A 16,341-nucleotide genomic window follows, 5' to 3' on the forward strand; every position below is an offset into this window, starting at 1 on the left:
GGCGTTGATCAGGCCGCTGCAGCGCGCTGCAAGCGGTCCTTGACGCCTTCCCACTCGGGCGTGTCGGGCGGCGTCTCGATCCAGATCAGCTTCACGCCCTGCGCGTCGAACTCGCGCAGCACCGCGAACAGCTGCTGCGCGGCGGCAGCAGCGTCGTCGGGCATGCGCCGCAGCAGCACGCGCTGCGAGCGGCTGCGCACATTGCTGCGCGTCCACACGGCGATGTGCGCGGCATTGGCGCCAAGCACATCGAGACCGGTCTGGATCGCCTTGGGGTCCATCAGCCGCACCTTGGCATCGGGCGCGTAGTGCGCCTCCAGCGTGCCCGAGGCGCGCGGATCGGGCGTGTCGAGCACCTCGCGGTCGCGCAATGGCTCGCCGGCGGCGGCCTCGATCTGCGCCCGCGTGATGAGGCCGGGCCGCAGCAGCACCGGGGCGCCGCGGCTGCAGTCGACGATGGTCGATTCGATGCCCACTTCGCAGGCACCGCCGTCGATCACCAGCAGCGCGTCGCCGAACTCGTCGTGCACGTGCTGCGCCGTGGTCGGGCTGACGCGGCCGAAGCGGTTGGCGCTCGGCCCCGCCAGGCCGGGCACGCCCTGCTCGGCGCAGGCTTCGAGCAGCGCCTGCGCCACCGGGTGCGCGGGGCAGCGCAGGCCGATGGTGTCCTGCCCGCCGGCCGCCGCCGCGCCCACGCCGGGCTGGCGCGTGACGATCAGCGTGAGCGGGCCGGGCCAGAAGGCCTGCACGAGCTTCTGCGCGAAAGGCGGCAGCGGCTGGGCAAAGCGCGACAGCGCCTGCGCGCCCTTGGCGCCCGCCGCCACGTGGACGATCAGCGGATGGTCGGCCGGCCGGCCCTTGGCCGCGAAGATGCCGGCCACGGCGGTGTCGCTGCTGGCATCGGCGCCCAGGCCGTAGACGGTCTCGGTCGGAAAGGCGACCAGCCCGCCCGCGCGCAGCACGCGCGCGGCCTCGGCGATGGCGTCGGGCGCTTGGCCGTCGAGGATCATGCGAGCGCCGGCAGGCCCAGCAGCAGCGCGGCCTGCGAGGCGTTGGCGCGCACGCTCTCGAGCGTGGCGCCGGTGAGGGTCAGGTGGCCCATCTTGCGGCCGCGGCGCGGTGCCAGCTTGCCGTACAGGTGCAGATGGACGCCGGGCACGGCAAGCACTTCGCTCCAGCGCGGCGACACCGGCTTGCCGTCGGCCGCGCCGTCCGGAAACCACAGGTCGCCCAGCAGGTTGAGCATGACGGCGGGGCTGTGCTGGCGCGGCGCGGTCAGCGGCAGGCCGGCCAGGGTGCGCACCTGCAGCTCGAACTGAGACACGTCGCAGGCTTCCATCGTGTAGTGGCCGCTGTTGTGCGGGCGCGGTGCCATTTCGTTCACCACCAGCGAGCCGTCGGCCAGCGCGAAGAACTCGACGCACAGCACGCCCACGTAGTCCAGGCCGCTGGCGATGCTCTTGGCGGAATTGACCGCGCCCTGCGCCACGGTCTTGGGCATGTTCTGCGGATGCACCTCGGTCACGGCGAGGATGCCGTCGCGGTGCAGGTTGCGCTGCGGCGGGAAGTGCACGATCTGGCCGTCACGGCCGCGCGCCAGGATCACCGAGCACTCGAACTCGAGCGCCAGCATCTTCTCGAGCACGCAGGGCACGCAGCCCGCGGCCTGCCAGGCCTCGACCAGCTCGGCGCGCGTCTTCACGCGCTGCTGGCCCTTGCCGTCGTAGCCCAGGCGGGCGGTCTTGAGGATGCCGGGCAGCAGTTGGTCGTCGACGGCGGCCAGTTGCTCCGCGGTCTCGATGACGGCATAGGGCGCGCACGGCACGCCGCAGCGCGTGAAGTGCGCCTTCTCGGTGATGCGGTCCTGCGCGATGGCGATGGCCGAGGCGGCAGGCGACACCGGCCGCGCCACCGCCAGGTGCTCCAGCGAGGGCGCGGGCACGTTCTCGAACTCGGTCGTCACCGCGTCGGCCAGGCCGGCGAGGCGGGCGAGGCCGTCGACGTCGGCGTAGTCGGTGTGGATGTGGTGGTGGCTCACGCGGCCGGCGGGGCTGTCGGCGTCGGGGTCGAGCACCGCGGTGAAGTAGCCCATGCGCTGGGCCGCGTGCGCGAACATGCGCCCGAGCTGGCCGCCGCCGAGCACGCCGAGCGTGGCGCCCGGGAGGATGGGCAAATCGCCGGCATGGCCCGAATGGCCGGTGACGCCGCTCACAGCGCACCCCCGCCTTGCGGCGAAAACGGTGACACGGGCGACACCGCCGCGCCCGCTTCGGGCGGCGGCAGCACCATGGCCTCGGCGGCAGCGGTCTGGGCCGTGCGGAAGGCGTCGAGCCTGGCGCGCAGTGCGGGGTTGTTCACCGCCAGCATCGCCACCGCGAACAGCGCCGCGTTGGCCGCGCCGGCGGTGCCGATGGCAAAGGTGGCCACGGGCACGCCCTTGGGCATCTGCACGATGCTGTAGAGGGAATCGACGCCCTGCAGGTGGCGGCTGGCCACCGGCACGCCGAGCACCGGCACCGTGGTTTTGGAGGCCAGCATGCCCGGCAGATGGGCCGCGCCGCCCGCCCCGGCGACGATCGCCGTGAGCCCGCGCCCGGCGGCGCTTTCGGCGTACGCAAACAGCGCATCGGGCATCCGGTGGGCCGAGACCACCTTCGCTTCGTGGCTGATTCCGAATTGCTGGAGAATCTCGACCGCATGGCGCATCGTCTCCCAATCGGAGTTCGAGCCCATCACTACACCGACCTGAATGGTTTCGTTCATGGTTTCAATTTTACGTTTCACCCCCAGCTGTTCCCGATGATCGACATCACTCTCGAAAATTTCCAGTCCGAGCTGGTCGAAGGCTCCGTCGCCACGCCGGTGCTGCTCGACATCTGGGCCGAATGGTGCGGCCCCTGCAAACAGCTCGGCCCGGTGCTCGAAAAACTCGAAACCGAATACGCCGGCCGCTTCACGCTGGCCAAGCTCGACGCCGACAAGGTGCCGCAGATTTCGTCGCAGCTGTCCGAAATGTTCGGTGTGCGCAGCATCCCGTTCTGCGTGATGTTCAAGGACGGCCAGCCGGTCGACGGCTTCGTGGGCGCCATTCCCGCCGAGAAGATCCGCGAATTCCTCGACAAGCACGTGCCGGGCGCCGATGAGGCCGAAGCCGCCTCGGAAGAAGCCGCCGCGCAGGACGCGCTGGCCGAGGGCGACACCCTGGGCGCGCTCGAGAAGCTGCAGCACGCCGTGGCCACCGACCCGGCCAACGACGACGCGCGCTTCGACTACATCAAGCTGTTGCTGCAGGAAGGCCGCACCGACGACGCCAAGGTCGCCTTTGCCCCGGTGATCGCCAAGACCACGCTGGTGCGCCGCTTCGACTCGCTGCAGCGCTGGATGGACGCCATCGATTTCGCAGCACCGGTCACAGGCTCCGCGCCGACTTTGGGCGATTTCGACGACAAGATTGCCGTCAGCAAGCGCGACTTCGACGCCCGCTTCGGCCGCGCCCGCCTGCTGATGGCCGCCCAGCGCTGGACCGACGCGATGGACGAGCTGCTCGACATCCTCATGCGCGACAAGAGCTGGAGCGAAGACCTCGCGCGCAAGACCTACATCGCGATCCTCGACGTGATCGAGCCGCCGAAGGTGAAGGTCGCCGACGGGCAGATTCCGCCGGACGATCCGGTCGTGGCCACGTACCGCCGCCGCCTGAGCAGCGTCGTGCTGAGCTGAACGACGCATTGCGCCTTTCAGTGCGCAATTGAACAAGAAAGCGACCCGTGGGTCGCTTTTTTATTGCCGCCGTCGCCTCATATAGATAGCATTGCTACTCAATTTCCGATAAAAGCGCATTGCAATGCTCCAACTCACTGAAGAACTCGAAAAGGCCCGCAAGGCCGGCGGCCTGAGCCAGGAGGCGCTGGCCACGCGCGCCGGACTGTCGCGCATGACGGTGCAGCGCATCGAAAGCGGCCAGATCGATCCGCGCCTGTCGACGCTGCTCGAAATGGCGCGCGTGCTGGGGCTCGAACTCATGCCCGTGCCCGCCAGCCTGCGCCCGCAGCTCGAAGACTTCGTGCGCTCGGGCGGTCGCCTGCTTGGCCAGCCGGCGGGCGTGGGCGCGCCGCCGTCCATCGCGCAGAGCCTGGCTGACGAGGGCCGGTGAGCACGCGCGCCGTCTTCAACACCGGCATCCGCTACCTGCGGATGTATTTGCACGCACCTGACGGCGGGCGGCGCGCCATCGGTTACCTCTCGCAGTACGGCGACATCCTGCGTGTGTCCTTCGACGAGGCCTACATCGCCGACCCGGGCCGGCCCACGCTGTCGCTGGCCTACCGCGGCGCCGACGAGGCGGCCACGCGCGCCATCCTGGCGTCGGCGCGCGACACCCGCGTGTCGCGCAGCGACGGCCGCTGGCCCAGCTACTTCCAGAACCTGCTGCCCGAGGGCCACAACCGCGAGCGCCTGGCGCAGCAGCGCGGCTGCGCGGCCGACGACGAGTTCGAGCTGCTGGCCGCCGCCGGCCACGACCTGATGGGCGCGCTCGAGGTCGAGCCCGTGCCCACGTCCGAAGGCATTCCCGACACCGTGCGCCACTGGCACACGGCGCTGGGGCTCGATGTGCTCGAACCCGGCTTTGTCGAGATGCCGGTGGAAGACGCCGCCGCCATTCCCGGCGTGGTGACCAAGTTTTCGGCGGTGCAGGACGGGCGGCGCTACGTGGTCAAGCGCCACGGCGCGGCGGGCTCGTTCATCCTCAAGCTGCCGAGCACGCGCCACCCCGACCTGGTCGCCAACGAATACACCGGCTACCGCCTGTGCGGCGCGCTCGGCCTCGACTGCGCGCAGGCCCACGTGATCGACCGCGCCGACGCCGACCTGCCCGAGCAGGTGCCCTTCGCGCAGATCCTGGCGGTGCGCCGCTTCGACCGCACGCCCGAGGGCGGGCGCATTCACATGGAAGAGTTCGCGCAGGTGCTGCAGTACGAGCCGCGCCAGAAGTACGGCCGCGGGCTGGCCACCGACTGGCCCGCCATGCTGCGCGTGCTCGACCGCCTGTCGCCGAACCCGGTGGCCGACGTGCGCGAGTGCGTGCGCCGACTGGTCGCCTTCATCCTGCTGGGCAACAGCGACGCGCACCTGAAGAACTGGGCCCTGCGCTACCCCGACGGCGTGGCGCCAGTGCTCGCGCCGCTGTACGACCCGGTCTGCGTGGCCGCCTTCTTCGAGGACGTGCCGGCGCGCGACTACGGCGTCAACCGCGCCATCGACACCACGCTGCGCGCTTTCGACGGGCCCGCGCTGGAGGCGCTGCTGCGCGCGGCCGGGCTGCTGCGGCCGGCGCGCTTGATGGCCATTGCGCGCGACACCGTGCGCCAGGCCCAGGCCGAGTGGCCCGCGCTGCTGGCGCAGGACGGCACGCCCGCCAGCGTGCGCCGCTGTGTCGAGGCGCGCCTCGCGGGTGGCGTGGCGCTCGCGGCACTGGCGGCCTGAAGAAGAAGCCCGGACGCGCCGACGGGCCTGTCTTCGCACCGGTCACGGCGTCGCATACGATGGCGCCGGTTTTAACTTGTTGCAGATTGAAAAGGAAAATTGGCCATGCGTTCCTTCGCCCGCCGTACCGCGCTTTCCGCCATTGCCTCGGCCGCGCTGCTGCTGACCGCCCTGACCGGTTGCGGCAGCGGCATCAGCCTCGACGAGCCGATCGAAGGGCCGGTGTGGCGCCTGGTGCAACTGGGCGACGAGCCCATCGCGCCGGGCGGCGATGCCCAGCTGCAGTTCGACCGCAACAGCGGACGGGTCAGTGGGTCGGGCGGCTGCAACCGCGTCACGGGGTCGTTCACGCGCGCGGGCGTGTCGCTCAAGCTCGGCCAGATGGCCGCGACGCGCATGGCCTGCGCCGACCCGGTGCGCGGCGCCAACGAGGCGCAGTTCCTGTCGGCGCTGCAGAGCACGGCTAGCTATCGGCTGGCGCCGGGGCGGCTCGCGCTGCTCGATGCGGGCGGCCGCACGGTCGCGCTGCTCAGCAGCGGCAACCGCTAGGAAAAAAACAGATCAGCCGTGGGTGAGGCGGTCCAGCGCCTCACGGTACTTGGCGGCCGTCTTTTCGATGACTTCGGCCGGCAGGCGCGGCGCCGGGGGCGTCTTGTCCCAGGGCTTGCCGTTGATCTTGGTGGCTTCGAGCCAGTCGCGCACGAACTGCTTGTCGTAGCTCGGCGGGTTGGTGCCGGCGGCCAGCGCGGCTTCGTAGCCCTCGACCGGCCAGTAGCGCGAGCTGTCGGGCGTGAGCACTTCGTCCATCAGCACCAGCGCGTCGTTCTCGTCCAGGCCGAACTCGAACTTGGTGTCGGCAATGATCATGCCCTTGGTGAGCGCGATCTGGGCCGCCGCTTCGTAGATGGCGATGCTGATCTCGCGGATCTGCTGGGCCAGCTTGGGGCCGACGATCTCGACCACGCGCTCGTAGCTGATGTTCTCGTCGTGCTCGCCGGCCGCAGCCTTGGCGGCGGGCGTGAAGATCGGGCGCGGCAGCTTGCTCGCGTTGGTCAGGCCCTCGGGCAGCGGCACGCCGCAGACCGCGCGGTTGTCCTGGTATTCCTTCCAGCCGCTGCCGGCCAGGTAGCCGCGTACCACGGCTTCGACCGGGATCGGGCGCAGGCGCTTGACCAGCATCGAGCGGCCCGTGACCTGCGCCACCTCGTCGGACTGGACCACGCTCTCGGGCGCTTCGCCCGTCAGGTGGTTGGGGCACAGCGCGCCCAGGCGGTCGAACCACCACAGCGCCATCTTGGTGAGGATCTCGCCCTTGCCGGGGATGGGCTCGCCCATGATCACGTCGAAGGCGCTGAGCCGGTCGCTCGCGACCATCAGGATGCGGTCTTCGCCGACGGCGTAGTTGTCGCGCACCTTGCCGCGCGCAAGCAGGGGCAGGCTCTGGATGGAGGAGGTGTGAACGGTGGTCATGGACGGATGCTCGGCTGGGAAACGGTGACGGGAAAAGCGGATTGTGCGCGCAGAAAAAAGCCACCGCGAGCGGTGGCCTGCGGCGCGCAGTCTGTCTTCGTTAGATGACTTGCTGCGCCAGGTCGCCCTTGGCGTACTTGGCAGCGACGACCTGCAGCGTGTCGCCCTTGATCTTGGCGCCCTGGCCTTCGCAGCCGAACTCGATGTAGCGCTGCTTGCAGATCTGCTTGGCGGCTTCGCGCGCGGGCTTGAGCCACTCGCGGGCGTCGAACTTCTCGGGGTTCTCGGCCAGGAACTTGCGCACGGCGCCGGTCATCGCCAGGCGGATGTCGGTGTCGATGTTGATCTTGCGCACGCCGTACTTGATGGCTTCCTGGATTTCCTCGACGGGCACGCCGTAGGTTTCCTTCATGTTGCCGCCGTACTTGCGGATGATTTCCAGCAGGTCTTGCGGCACCGACGACGAGCCGTGCATCACCAGGTGGGTGTTGGGCAGGCGGGCGTGGATTTCCTTCACGCGCTGGATCGACAGGATGTCGCCCGTGGGCTTGCGCGTGAACTTGTAGGCGCCGTGGCTGGTGCCGATGGCGATGGCCAGTGCGTCGAGTTGCGTGGCCTTGACGAACTGGGCGGCTTCTTCGGGGTCGGTGAGCAGCGAGGCGTGGTCGAGCACGCCTTCGGCGCCGATGCCGTCTTCTTCACCGGCCAGGCCGGTTTCGAGCGAGCCCAGGCAGCCCAGTTCGCCTTCGACGGTGACGCCGACCTTGTGGGCCAGTTCGACCACCTTGCGGGTCACGTCGACGTTGTAGTCGAACGAAGCGGGCGTCTTGCCGTCTTCGTGCAGCGAGCCGTCCATCATCACGGACGAGAAGCCCAGGTCGATCGCGCCCTGGCAGATGGCCGGGCTCTGGCCGTGGTCCTGGTGCATCACCAGCGGGATGTTCGGGTACTGCTCGATGGCGGCCTGGATCAGGTGCTTGATGAAGGCTTCACCCGCGTACTTGCGGGCGCCGGCGCTGGCTTGCAGGATGACGGGCGCACCGGTTTCCTTGGCGGCCTCCATGACAGCCTGGACCTGTTCGAGGTTGTTGACGTTGAAGGCCGGAATGCCGTAGCCGTTGGCGGCGGCGTGGTCCAGCAGTTCGCGCATCGAGACGAGTGCCATGGGAAATACCTCGTGGGAATAGAAAAAGACGGGAAAAAGAGAAGGCGGAAAGTCGGGAGAAAACTCCCCCGATTCTACCGAGCCACCCCCAACCCTATCTGTGGGACGGCACCGCCCCCAGCCCGAGGAAATCCATGACAGGCGGCAGCACCGGCCCGCCCAGCCACCGCAGGGGCTTGCCGAAGGCGGCGATCAGCGTGACGTGGCTCAGGTTGTCGAACGTCCGCACCTCCACCGGCACCCCTGCGGCGCGCAGGGCGTCGGCCATCCGGCGGGTGTTGCGGTCGGGGTCGACGAGCGTGTCTGTCGAGGCCGCCATGAGCAGCGCCGGCGGCGACGCAGCGCTGACGTGCGCCAGCGGCTGCGAATCGCGCGGCGTGTCCGGCCAGCGGAAGGCGCGTTGCGCCTGCGGATCGCCGATGGGCAGGAAGTCGTACGGGCCGGCAAGGCCGATCCAGCCTGCGAGTTGCTGCGGGCTGGCGCCCACCTCGCCAAGCCAGCGCGCATCGAGCGCCACCATCGCGGCGTTGTAGCCACCCGAGCTGTGGCCCATCACGTAGACCTGCTTCGGGTCGGCGCCCAGGCGGTCGGCGTTGTCGAGCGCCCATTTGACGGCCAGCGCGCTGTCGCGCACGAACGCCGGGTAGGTGAAGGCGGGCGACAGCCCGTAGTCGGGCACCACCACCGCCGCACCCCGCGCGGCCAGCGCCTCGCCGACGAAGCGGTAGCTGGCGCGGTCACCGCTGCTCCAGGTGCCGCCGAAGAAGAACACCACCAGCGGGCGGGCGCCCCGGACCGGCGACACGATCGCCAACGGCTGGTACACATCGAGCCGCTGGTGCGGCGCATTGCCGTAGGCGATGCCGCCCTGGAACCGGTAGGTGTCGGTGGGCACCAGCCCGTTGAGTACCTGGACCGGCGCACAGGCCGAAAGGGCAGCGACGGCTGTGAAGGCAGCGGCGAAAGGGCGCAAGGTCATTGCGCCAGTACGCACGCCGCCGGCCGCCGGTTTCGTCAGATGGGCAACTGTGTGGTCGACAGCACCTGCTTGAGCACCACGAAGGTCCGGATCTGCCGCACGCCCGGCAGGTACAGCAGCTGCTCGGCGTGCAGGCGGTTGAAGCTGTCGTTGTCGCGGGTGCGCACGAGCATGAAGTAGTCGAATTCGCCCGTGACGACGTGGCATTCGAGGCAGCCCGACACCTTCTGCGCCGCCTTCTCGAAATCGGCAAAGGAGTCGGGCGTGGAGCGGTCGAGCACCACGCCGATCATCACGAGCATGCCGACCTCGAGCGCGTCGGGGTCGAGCAGCGCGACCACGCCCTTGATGAGCCCGCCGGCCTTGAGCCGCTCGACCCGCCGCAGGCAGGCCGGTGCGCTGAGGTTCACCTTGGCGGCCAGCGCCACGTTCGACACCGAGGCGTCGCGCTGAAGGGCGCGCAGGATCGCGCGGTCGGTGCGATCGAGCTCGGTCGGGGCACGCAACTTTGTTGTGCTCATGGCTTCCTTGTCGGATGAAAAGCTGTCTTCTTGGCCATCCTGCCTTCTTTTGAGCAGCGAATCCAGCGAACTTCGCAAGCACATTGCAAACCCTTCTTCCTACGATCGACAGCTTCAACCCTCGGAGCTGCGTCGATGAACCTGAAGAAATTCCCCCGTCACGTCCTGACCTTCGGCCCCTCGCCGATCCAGCCGCTGAAGCGCCTGAGCGCCCACCTCGGCGGCAAGGTCGATCTCTACGCCAAGCGCGAGGACTGCAACAGCGGCCTGGCCTTCGGCGGCAACAAGACGCGCAAGCTGGAGTACCTGATTCCCGAGGCGCTCGAAGGCGGCTACGACACGCTGGTGTCGATCGGCGGCATCCAGTCGAACCAGACGCGGCAGGTGGCCGCGGTGGCCGCGCACCTGGGCCTGAAGTGCGTGCTGGTGCAGGAGAACTGGGTCAACTACTCCGACGCGGTGTACGACCGGGTCGGCAACATCGAGATGTCGCGCATCCTCGGCGCCGATGTGCGACTGGACGCGGCCGGCTTCGACATCGGCATCCGCCAGAGCTGGGAACAGGCCATGGCCGACGTGCGCGCGGCCGGCGGCAAGCCCTTCCCGATTCCGGCGGGCTGCTCCGAGCACCCGCGCGGCGGACTGGGCTTCGTGGGATTTGCCGAAGAAGTGCGCCAGCAGGAGGCCGAACTCGGGTTCAAGTTCGACTACATCGTGGTCTGCTCGGTCACGGGCAGCACGCAGGCCGGCATGGTGGTGGGCTTCGCGGCCGACGGCCGCGCCGACCGCGTGATCGGCATCGACGCCTCGGCCAAGCCGCAGCAGACCTATGACCAGATCCTGCGCATCGCAAAGAACACGGCCGAGCTGGTCGAGCTGGGCCGCGACATCACCGAAAAAGACGTGGTGCTCGACCGCCGCTTCGGCGGGCCCGAGTACGGGCTGCCGAACGAAGGCACGCTCGAAGCGATTCGTTTGAGCGCGCGCTTCGAAGGCATGCTGACCGACCCGGTGTACGAGGGCAAGTCGATGCACGGGATGATCGAGAAGGTGCGGCTCGGGGAGTTTCCGGCGGGCTCGAAGGTGCTGTATGCGCACCTGGGCGGCGTGCCGGCGCTGAACGCCTACAGCTTCCTGTTCCGCAACGGCTGAACGGGGCGACGCAATGACAAAGGCCGGCATGTGCCGGCCTTTGTCTTGCTGCGAATGTGCTCAGCTCGCGCGGCAAATTTTCAGCATGTTGGTGCCGCCGGGCGCGCCCATCGGCTCGCCGCAGGTGATGGCATACACGTCACCGCTTTGCACGATGCCGCGCTTCTTCAGATGGGCTTCCGCCTGTTCGAGCGCGGTGTCGCGGTCGGTCTGCGAGTCCATCAGCAGCGGGCGCACGTTGCGGTACAGCGCCAGCTTGCGCTGCGTGGACAGGCGCGAGGTCAGGGCGTACATGGGAATGTGCGCGCGGTGGCGGCTCATCCACAGGATGGTGGAGCCCGACTCGGTCAGCGCCACGATGGCCTTGGCGCCCAGGTGGTGCGCCGTGAACAGCGCGCCCATGGCGATCGACTGGTCGATGCGGCTGTAGGTCTTGCCGCTGAAGTCGGCGTCGAGCGTCTGGTCTTCGGCGCCTTCGGCGGCTTCGCAGATGCGGCTCATTTCCTGCACGGTCTCGAGCGGGTAGCGGCCCGAGGCGGTTTCGGCGGAGAGCATCACGGCGTCGGTGCCGTCGAGCACGGCGTTGGCCACGTCGCTCACCTCGGCGCGGGTGGGCACGGGGTTGGTGATCATCGACTCCATCATCTGGGTCGCGGTGATGACCACCTTGTCCATGTCGCGCGCCATGCGGATCATCTTTTTCTGCAGCGCCGGCACGGCGGCGTTGCCGACTTCCACCGCCAGGTCGCCGCGGGCGACCATGATGCCGTCGCTGGCACGCAGGATTTCTTCCAGCTTCGGAATGGCTTCGGCGCGCTCGATCTTGGCGATCATGCCGGGCTTGTGGCCGTACTCGGCGGCCGCCACGTTGCACAGCTGGCGCGCCATTTCCATGTCGGTGGCGTTCTTGGGGAAGCTCACGGCCACGTAGTCGGCCTGGAAGCTCATCGCGGTCTTGATGTCTTCCATGTCCTTGGCGGTCAGCGCGGGCGCCGTGAGGCCGCCGCCCTGCTTGTTGATGCCCTTGTTGTTCGACAGCTCGCCGCCCAGCTTGACGGTGGTGTGCACCGCCTGGCCGCGCACGCCGTCGACCGTGAGCACGATCAGGCCGTCGTTCAGCAGCAGCTTGTCGCCGGGCTTCACGTCGCGCGGCAGGTCCTTGTAGTCGAGGCCCACGGCGTCGATGTCGCCCAGCTCGGTGCGCGAGGCGTCGAGCACGAACTTGGCGCCCGGTTCCAGCCAGATCTTGCCCTGCGCGAACTTGCCGACGCGGATCTTCGGGCCCTGCAGGTCGGCCATGATGGCCACTTCGCGGCCCACCTTGCGGGCCGCTTCGCGCACCATGGCGGCGCGATCGATGTGGTCTTGCGCCGTGCCGTGGCTGAAGTTCAGCCGCACCACGCTGACCTTGGCCAGGATCATCTGCTCCAGCAATTCGGGCGTGTTGGAGGCCGGGCCGAGGGTGGCGACGATCTTGGTGGCGTGGCGGGGGATGCGGTCCGAGCTCATGAAGGGGGTCTCCGTTTTGTATTCGCTACTGTATACACTTTGTGTGTCGAACGGAAGTCAGGCGCCACAGGGGGTTTCCCTCCCGTGGCCGGACCGCCGGGGGAATCAGCCGGCCGCGCGCTTGGCCAGGATCTCGAAGGCCGGCAGGGTCTTGCCCTCCAGCACCTCGAGGAAGGCACCGCCGCCGGTCGAGATGTAGCCGACCTGCTTTTCGATGCCGTACTTGGCGATGGCCGCCAGGGTGTCGCCACCGCCGGCGATCGAGAAGGCGCTGCTCTCGGCAATCGCCTGCGCGATGGCCTGGGTGCCGCCCGCGAAGGCGTCGAACTCGAACACGCCGACCGGGCCGTTCCAGACGATGGTGCCGGCTTCGCGCAGCTGCGCGGCCAGGATGGCCGAGGTCTTGGGGCCGATGTCCAGGATCAGGTCGTCGTCGGCCACGTCGGTGGCGGCCTTGACGGTGGCGGGCGCATCGGCCGCGAAGGTCTTGGCCGTGACCACGTCGACCGGAATCGGCACGTCGGCGCCGCGCGCGCGCATGGCGTCGATCACGGCCTTGGCCTGGTCGAGCAGGTCGGGCTCGGCCAGCGACTTGCCGATCGAAAGGCCCGCGGCCAGCATGAAGGTGTTGGCGATGCCGCCGCCGACGATCAGCTGGTCGACGTTGGCCGACAGGCTCTTGAGGATGGTGAGCTTGGTGCTGACCTTCGAGCCCGCCACGATGGCGACCAGCGGCCGCTTGGGCTGGGCCAGCGCCTTGGAGATGGCGTCCATTTCGGCCGCCAGCAGCGGGCCGGCCGCGGCCACCTTGGCGAACTGGGCGATGCCGTAGGTGGTGGCTTCGGCGCGGTGGGCGGTGCCGAAGGCGTCGTTCACGTAGATGTCGGTGAGCGCAGCCAGCTTGCGGGCCAGCGCTTCGTCGTTCTTCTTCTCGCCCTTGTTGACGCGGCAGTTCTCGAGCAGCACGACCTGGCCGGGCTTCACGTCGACGCCGTCGACCCAGTTGGCCACGAGCGGAACGTCACGGCCCAGCAGCTCGCCCAGGCGCTTGGCGACGGGGGCCAGCGAGTCTTCGGGCTTGAATTCGCCTTCGGTCGGGCGGCCCAGGTGCGAGGTGACCATCACGGCCGCGCCGGCGTCGAGCGCCAGCTGGATGCAGGGCACCGAGGCGCGGATGCGCGTGTCTTCGGTGATGCGGCCGGTGTCATCCTGCGGCACGTTGAGGTCGGCACGGATGAAGACGCGCTGGCCGGCGGCCTTGCCTTGCGCACAGAGGTCGGTGAATCGAATGACGTTCATGGGTCTGAGGATGGTGAAAGACGGGACTGCGCGCATTGTAGTTTTCACCCCCCGGCGCCCCTGCGCGTCTCTTGCGGGGCGCTGATGCTTTTTCAGGCCTTCGGCTGCGCGGTCGCGAACTGCTCGAGGATGCCGACAAAACTCGCCGCCGCGGGCGACAGCGAGCGCCGCGCCGCGCTGTACACGCACACCTCGCGGTGGAAGTCGGGCGACTCGAGCCGCACCATCTGCAGCCCGTGCGCCCGCACCAGCGACGCCGAGTACGTCGGGCACACGGTCAGCCCCAGCCCCGAGGCCACCATGCCAAGCGCGGTGGTCATGTACGACACCTCCTGCGTGCCGGGCCGCATCAGGAAGGCGCGCTCCTCGGGCCCCAGCTCGGGCAGCACGCGCTGGCGAAAGTCGCGCGTGGGGGCGATGAAGGTGTAGGGCCCCAGCTCGTGCCAGCGCACCTTGCGGCGCTTGGCAAAGGCGTGGCCCGGCGGGCAGATCAGCCAGTGGCGGTCGCGGAACAGCGTGCGGCGCTCGATGGCGGCGGCATCCACCGCCACGTCCTGGCCCACGGCCAGCTCGACGTCGCCGGCCGCCACGCCCAGCAGCAGGTGCTCGGGCAGCGTGTCGGCCAGGCGCACGTCCACGTCGGGGTACGCCTCGCGGTAGGCGGCGATCACGCGCGGCATCAGCGTGCAGGCCATGAGCTGCGGCGCTGCAAGCCGCAACAGCCCTTTCTTCTTGTCACGCAGATCGGTCACACCGGCTACCGCGCTCGAGAGGTCGCCGAGCAGGCGGTGCACCGACGGCAGGAACTCGCGCCCTGCCTCCGACAGCTGCACGCGGCGCGTGTTGCGGTCGAGCAGCTGCACGCCCATCTCGCGCTCGAGCTCGCGCACCAGCACGCTGAGCGCCGACTGCGTGAGGTGCAGCTGCCCGGCCGCGGTGGTGAAGCTGCCGGTTTCGGCCACGGCGGCAAAGGCGCGCAGCTGGCGCAGGGTGAGGTTCATATATATGGTTATTTCATCAATCGATGAATTAATTTCGATTGCATCATAAGACGCGGCATTGCCCAATCGCGGCCTCAACGGAGACACGCATGCCGACGACGACCGCCCCCACGTTCGCGCCCCCCATTCGCGGGCTGCACCATTTCGCCTGGCGCTGCCGCGACAGCGAGGAAACCCGCCACTTCTACGAAGACCTGCTGGGCTTGCCGCTGGCCCACGTCATCAAGAACGACCACGTGCCGAGCACGGGCGAGTACTGCCCCTACGTGCACATCTTTTTCCAGATGCGCGATGGCGCGTACATCGCCTTCTTCGACCTGGGCGACGACACCGCCGCGCTGCCCTCGCCCAACACACCCTCATGGGTGAACCACATCGCGCTGCGCGTCGACTCGGGGGACGACCTGCTGGCCGCCAAGGCGCGGCTCGAAGGCGCCGGCATCGAGGTGCTGGGCGTGACCGACCACCACATCATCGAGTCGATCTACTTCTTCGACCCCAACGGCATCCGCGTGGAACTCACCACGCCGACCGTGCCGCAGGCCGAGATGGACGCGCACGCGCGCCACGCCCATGCCGACCTCGACGCGTGGACCGCGCGCAAGGCCGCGCTGCGTGCCGCCGGAGGCGCTTCGCATGTCTGAGCTGCAACTTGCCGTCATCGACGTGAAGCCCGGTGCGGCCATGGACAGCCAGTCGGGCCTGCAGTTGCTGCGCCCGCGCATCTACGGCGCCTTCCGCGCGCCGCCGGGCCCGAAAAAGATCGCGGCCATCGTGATGCACCCGACCAGCAACTTCATGGGCCACTACCTCATCGGCCCGCTGGCCGAGCGCGGCATCTGCTGCATGGGCCTGAACTCGCGCTTCGTCGGCAACGACACGGTGCTGCTGATGGAGCGCGCGATTCAAGACCTGGGCGCCGGCGTGCAGTACCTGCGCGCGGCCGGCTACGAGAAGGTGTTCCTGGTCGGCAACTCGGGCGGCGCGGCGCTCGCGGCCTTCTACCAGGCGCAGGCCGAACAGCTCACTGCCACGCACCTGCCCGACGGCGATCCGACGCACCTGCACGCCAGCGATCTGCCGCCCGTGGACGGCCTCGCGCTGTGCGCCGCGCACCTGGGCCGCACGCGGCTCATGCGCGACTGGATCGACCCCTCGGTCACCGACGAGCACGACCCGCTCTCCGTCGACCCCGACCTCGACATGTACGACCCGCGCCACCGCGTGCCCTACGAGGCCGACTTTCTCGCGCGCTTCAGCGCAGCACAGAAGGCGCGGCTGGACCGCATCGAGCAGGGGTGCCTCGACCGCCTCGCGCTGCTGCGCAGCACGCCGGGCGCGCCGCGCGACCAGACCTTCGTCGTCTACCGCACGCACGCCGACCCGCGCTGCGTCGACCTGTCGCTCGACGCGAACGCGCGCCTGCCCGGCAGCGTCTGGGGCGATGCGCGGCAGGTGAACTATTCGGCCAACGCGATGGGCCGCACCACCTCGCTGACCGCGTTCCTCTCGCAGTGGTCGTCGCGCTCGCAGGCCGACGGGCCCACCAACCTCGCGCGCACCACCGTGCCGAAGCTGCTGCTGACCTACACCGGCGACCAGTCGACCTTCCCGAGCACGCGCGACGCCTGGATGGCCGCGGGCGGCGCGCGCATCCGCAACGTCGACATCGTCGGCGGCAACCACTACCTGGCGGGCCAGCCCGAGCTGATCCCGCAAGCGGCGGATGCCATCGCCGAATTCGCCCACGCGCTGTGACGC

Annotated in this window: 17 protein-coding genes; 7 read left to right on the forward strand and 10 right to left on the reverse strand. The window is 69.1% G+C overall.

Features of this window, described 5'->3' with window-relative positions; translation table 11 throughout:
- Positions 1 to 8 precede the first annotated feature (8 nt).
- The 3 genes from CLU95_RS13855 to purE are packed head-to-tail and all read right to left on the reverse strand — an operon-like array spanning position 9 to position 2,763.
- Complete coding sequence (locus tag CLU95_RS13855; protein ID WP_099793939.1) at positions 9 to 1,010, reverse strand: L-threonylcarbamoyladenylate synthase; 1,002 nt, start codon at positions 1,008 to 1,010, stop codon at positions 9 to 11.
- A complete protein-coding gene (locus tag CLU95_RS13860; RefSeq protein WP_099793941.1) occupies positions 1,007 to 2,212 on the reverse strand; it encodes a 5-(carboxyamino)imidazole ribonucleotide synthase in 1,206 nt (401 codons plus the stop codon). Before CLU95_RS13860 ends, CLU95_RS13855 begins: the two co-directional genes overlap by 4 nt.
- Positions 2,209 to 2,763: a 5-(carboxyamino)imidazole ribonucleotide mutase gene (gene purE, locus CLU95_RS13865; protein WP_099793943.1), complete on the reverse strand. Its 555-nt coding sequence runs from the start codon at positions 2,761 to 2,763 to the stop codon at positions 2,209 to 2,211. The genes CLU95_RS13860 and purE overlap by 4 nt, the downstream gene beginning before the upstream one ends.
- A 36-nt stretch (positions 2,764 to 2,799) precedes the next feature.
- Between purE and CLU95_RS13870 the strand changes: the two genes are divergently transcribed.
- From CLU95_RS13870 to CLU95_RS13885, 4 genes are all read left to right on the forward strand, one after another.
- Positions 2,800 to 3,720 (forward strand): tetratricopeptide repeat protein, encoded by a 921-nt coding sequence (locus CLU95_RS13870; protein ID WP_099793945.1) that lies wholly within the window; start codon positions 2,800 to 2,802, stop codon positions 3,718 to 3,720.
- A 124-nt stretch (positions 3,721 to 3,844) separates the two neighbouring features.
- The gene (locus CLU95_RS13875; RefSeq protein WP_099793947.1) at positions 3,845 to 4,153 is read left to right on the forward strand and encodes a helix-turn-helix domain-containing protein; all 309 of its coding nucleotides are present in this window, start codon (positions 3,845 to 3,847) and stop codon (positions 4,151 to 4,153) included.
- A 41-nt stretch (positions 4,154 to 4,194) separates the two neighbouring features.
- The gene (locus CLU95_RS13880; protein ID WP_099797293.1) at positions 4,195 to 5,484 is read left to right on the forward strand and encodes a type II toxin-antitoxin system HipA family toxin; all 1,290 of its coding nucleotides are present in this window, start codon (positions 4,195 to 4,197) and stop codon (positions 5,482 to 5,484) included.
- A gap of 105 nt (positions 5,485 to 5,589) precedes the next feature.
- Positions 5,590 to 6,033: an META domain-containing protein gene (locus tag CLU95_RS13885; protein WP_099793949.1), complete on the forward strand. Its 444-nt coding sequence runs from the start codon at positions 5,590 to 5,592 to the stop codon at positions 6,031 to 6,033.
- Between the two features lie 12 nt (positions 6,034 to 6,045).
- Here the strand turns inward: CLU95_RS13885 and CLU95_RS13890 are convergent, their stop codons facing one another.
- From CLU95_RS13890 to CLU95_RS13905, 4 genes are all read right to left on the reverse strand, one after another.
- Positions 6,046 to 6,954, reverse strand: a complete 909-nt coding sequence (locus CLU95_RS13890; RefSeq protein WP_099793951.1) for a phosphoribosylaminoimidazolesuccinocarboxamide synthase — start codon at positions 6,952 to 6,954, stop codon at positions 6,046 to 6,048.
- Between the two features lie 100 nt (positions 6,955 to 7,054).
- Positions 7,055 to 8,119 (reverse strand): class II fructose-bisphosphate aldolase, encoded by a 1,065-nt coding sequence (gene fba / locus CLU95_RS13895; RefSeq protein ID WP_099793953.1) that lies wholly within the window; start codon positions 8,117 to 8,119, stop codon positions 7,055 to 7,057.
- Positions 8,120 to 8,213: 94 nt separating this feature from the next.
- Positions 8,214 to 9,098 carry an alpha/beta hydrolase gene (locus CLU95_RS13900; protein WP_099793955.1) on the reverse strand — a complete coding sequence of 295 codons (885 nt, stop codon included), beginning with the start codon at positions 9,096 to 9,098 and terminating at the stop codon, positions 8,214 to 8,216.
- Between the two features lie 35 nt (positions 9,099 to 9,133).
- The gene (locus CLU95_RS13905; protein WP_099793957.1) at positions 9,134 to 9,619 is read right to left on the reverse strand and encodes an Lrp/AsnC family transcriptional regulator; all 486 of its coding nucleotides are present in this window, start codon (positions 9,617 to 9,619) and stop codon (positions 9,134 to 9,136) included.
- A gap of 135 nt (positions 9,620 to 9,754) precedes the next feature.
- Between CLU95_RS13905 and CLU95_RS13910 the strand changes: the two genes are divergently transcribed.
- Positions 9,755 to 10,771, forward strand: a complete 1,017-nt coding sequence (locus tag CLU95_RS13910) for a 1-aminocyclopropane-1-carboxylate deaminase (RefSeq protein WP_099793959.1) — start codon at positions 9,755 to 9,757, stop codon at positions 10,769 to 10,771.
- A 60-nt stretch (positions 10,772 to 10,831) separates the two neighbouring features.
- Here the strand turns inward: CLU95_RS13910 and pyk are convergent, their stop codons facing one another.
- From pyk to CLU95_RS13925, 3 genes are all read right to left on the reverse strand, one after another.
- Complete coding sequence (gene pyk, locus CLU95_RS13915) at positions 10,832 to 12,280, reverse strand: pyruvate kinase (protein ID WP_099793961.1); 1,449 nt, start codon at positions 12,278 to 12,280, stop codon at positions 10,832 to 10,834.
- 105 nt (positions 12,281 to 12,385) lie between these two features.
- Positions 12,386 to 13,579: a phosphoglycerate kinase gene (locus CLU95_RS13920; RefSeq protein ID WP_099797294.1), complete on the reverse strand. Its 1,194-nt coding sequence runs from the start codon at positions 13,577 to 13,579 to the stop codon at positions 12,386 to 12,388.
- Between the two features lie 92 nt (positions 13,580 to 13,671).
- A complete protein-coding gene (locus CLU95_RS13925; protein WP_099793963.1) occupies positions 13,672 to 14,580 on the reverse strand; it encodes a LysR family transcriptional regulator in 909 nt (302 codons plus the stop codon).
- An 89-nt stretch (positions 14,581 to 14,669) separates the two neighbouring features.
- Between CLU95_RS13925 and CLU95_RS13930 the strand changes: the two genes are divergently transcribed.
- Positions 14,670 to 15,224 (forward strand): VOC family protein, encoded by a 555-nt coding sequence (locus tag CLU95_RS13930; RefSeq protein ID WP_099793965.1) that lies wholly within the window; start codon positions 14,670 to 14,672, stop codon positions 15,222 to 15,224.
- Positions 15,217 to 16,338 carry an alpha/beta hydrolase gene (locus CLU95_RS13935; protein ID WP_099793967.1) on the forward strand — a complete coding sequence of 374 codons (1,122 nt, stop codon included), beginning with the start codon at positions 15,217 to 15,219 and terminating at the stop codon, positions 16,336 to 16,338. Before CLU95_RS13930 ends, CLU95_RS13935 begins: the two co-directional genes overlap by 8 nt.
- The last annotated feature ends 3 nt before the right edge of the window (positions 16,339 to 16,341 follow it).

The sequence above is a fragment of the Variovorax sp. 54 genome, assembly GCF_002754375.1.
GTDB lineage: Bacteria > Pseudomonadota > Gammaproteobacteria > Burkholderiales > Burkholderiaceae_C > Variovorax.

Excerpts from the sequence above, each read along its gene's own strand:
- CLU95_RS13855 (WP_099793939.1), bottom strand. The coding sequence starts at position 1,010 with ATGATCCTCGACGGCCAAGCGCCCGACGCCATCGCCGAGGCCGCGCGC.
- purE (WP_099793943.1), bottom strand. The coding sequence starts at position 2,763 with ATGAACGAAACCATTCAGGTCGGTGTAGTGATGGGCTCGAACTCCGAT.
- CLU95_RS13870 (WP_099793945.1), top strand. The coding sequence starts at position 2,800 with ATGATCGACATCACTCTCGAAAATTTCCAGTCCGAGCTGGTCGAAGGC.
- CLU95_RS13875 (WP_099793947.1), top strand. The coding sequence starts at position 3,845 with ATGCTCCAACTCACTGAAGAACTCGAAAAGGCCCGCAAGGCCGGCGGC.
- CLU95_RS13880 (WP_099797293.1), top strand. The coding sequence starts at position 4,195 with ATGTATTTGCACGCACCTGACGGCGGGCGGCGCGCCATCGGTTACCTC.
- CLU95_RS13885 (WP_099793949.1), top strand. The coding sequence starts at position 5,590 with ATGCGTTCCTTCGCCCGCCGTACCGCGCTTTCCGCCATTGCCTCGGCC.
- CLU95_RS13890 (WP_099793951.1), bottom strand. The coding sequence starts at position 6,954 with ATGACCACCGTTCACACCTCCTCCATCCAGAGCCTGCCCCTGCTTGCG.
- fba (WP_099793953.1), bottom strand. The coding sequence starts at position 8,119 with ATGGCACTCGTCTCGATGCGCGAACTGCTGGACCACGCCGCCGCCAAC.
- CLU95_RS13900 (WP_099793955.1), bottom strand. The coding sequence starts at position 9,098 with ATGACCTTGCGCCCTTTCGCCGCTGCCTTCACAGCCGTCGCTGCCCTT.
- CLU95_RS13905 (WP_099793957.1), bottom strand. The coding sequence starts at position 9,619 with ATGAGCACAACAAAGTTGCGTGCCCCGACCGAGCTCGATCGCACCGAC.
- CLU95_RS13910 (WP_099793959.1), top strand. The coding sequence starts at position 9,755 with ATGAACCTGAAGAAATTCCCCCGTCACGTCCTGACCTTCGGCCCCTCG.
- pyk (WP_099793961.1), bottom strand. The coding sequence starts at position 12,280 with ATGAGCTCGGACCGCATCCCCCGCCACGCCACCAAGATCGTCGCCACC.
- CLU95_RS13920 (WP_099797294.1), bottom strand. The coding sequence starts at position 13,579 with ATGAACGTCATTCGATTCACCGACCTCTGTGCGCAAGGCAAGGCCGCC.
- CLU95_RS13925 (WP_099793963.1), bottom strand. The coding sequence starts at position 14,580 with ATGAACCTCACCCTGCGCCAGCTGCGCGCCTTTGCCGCCGTGGCCGAA.
- CLU95_RS13930 (WP_099793965.1), top strand. The coding sequence starts at position 14,670 with ATGCCGACGACGACCGCCCCCACGTTCGCGCCCCCCATTCGCGGGCTG.
- CLU95_RS13935 (WP_099793967.1), top strand. The coding sequence starts at position 15,217 with ATGTCTGAGCTGCAACTTGCCGTCATCGACGTGAAGCCCGGTGCGGCC.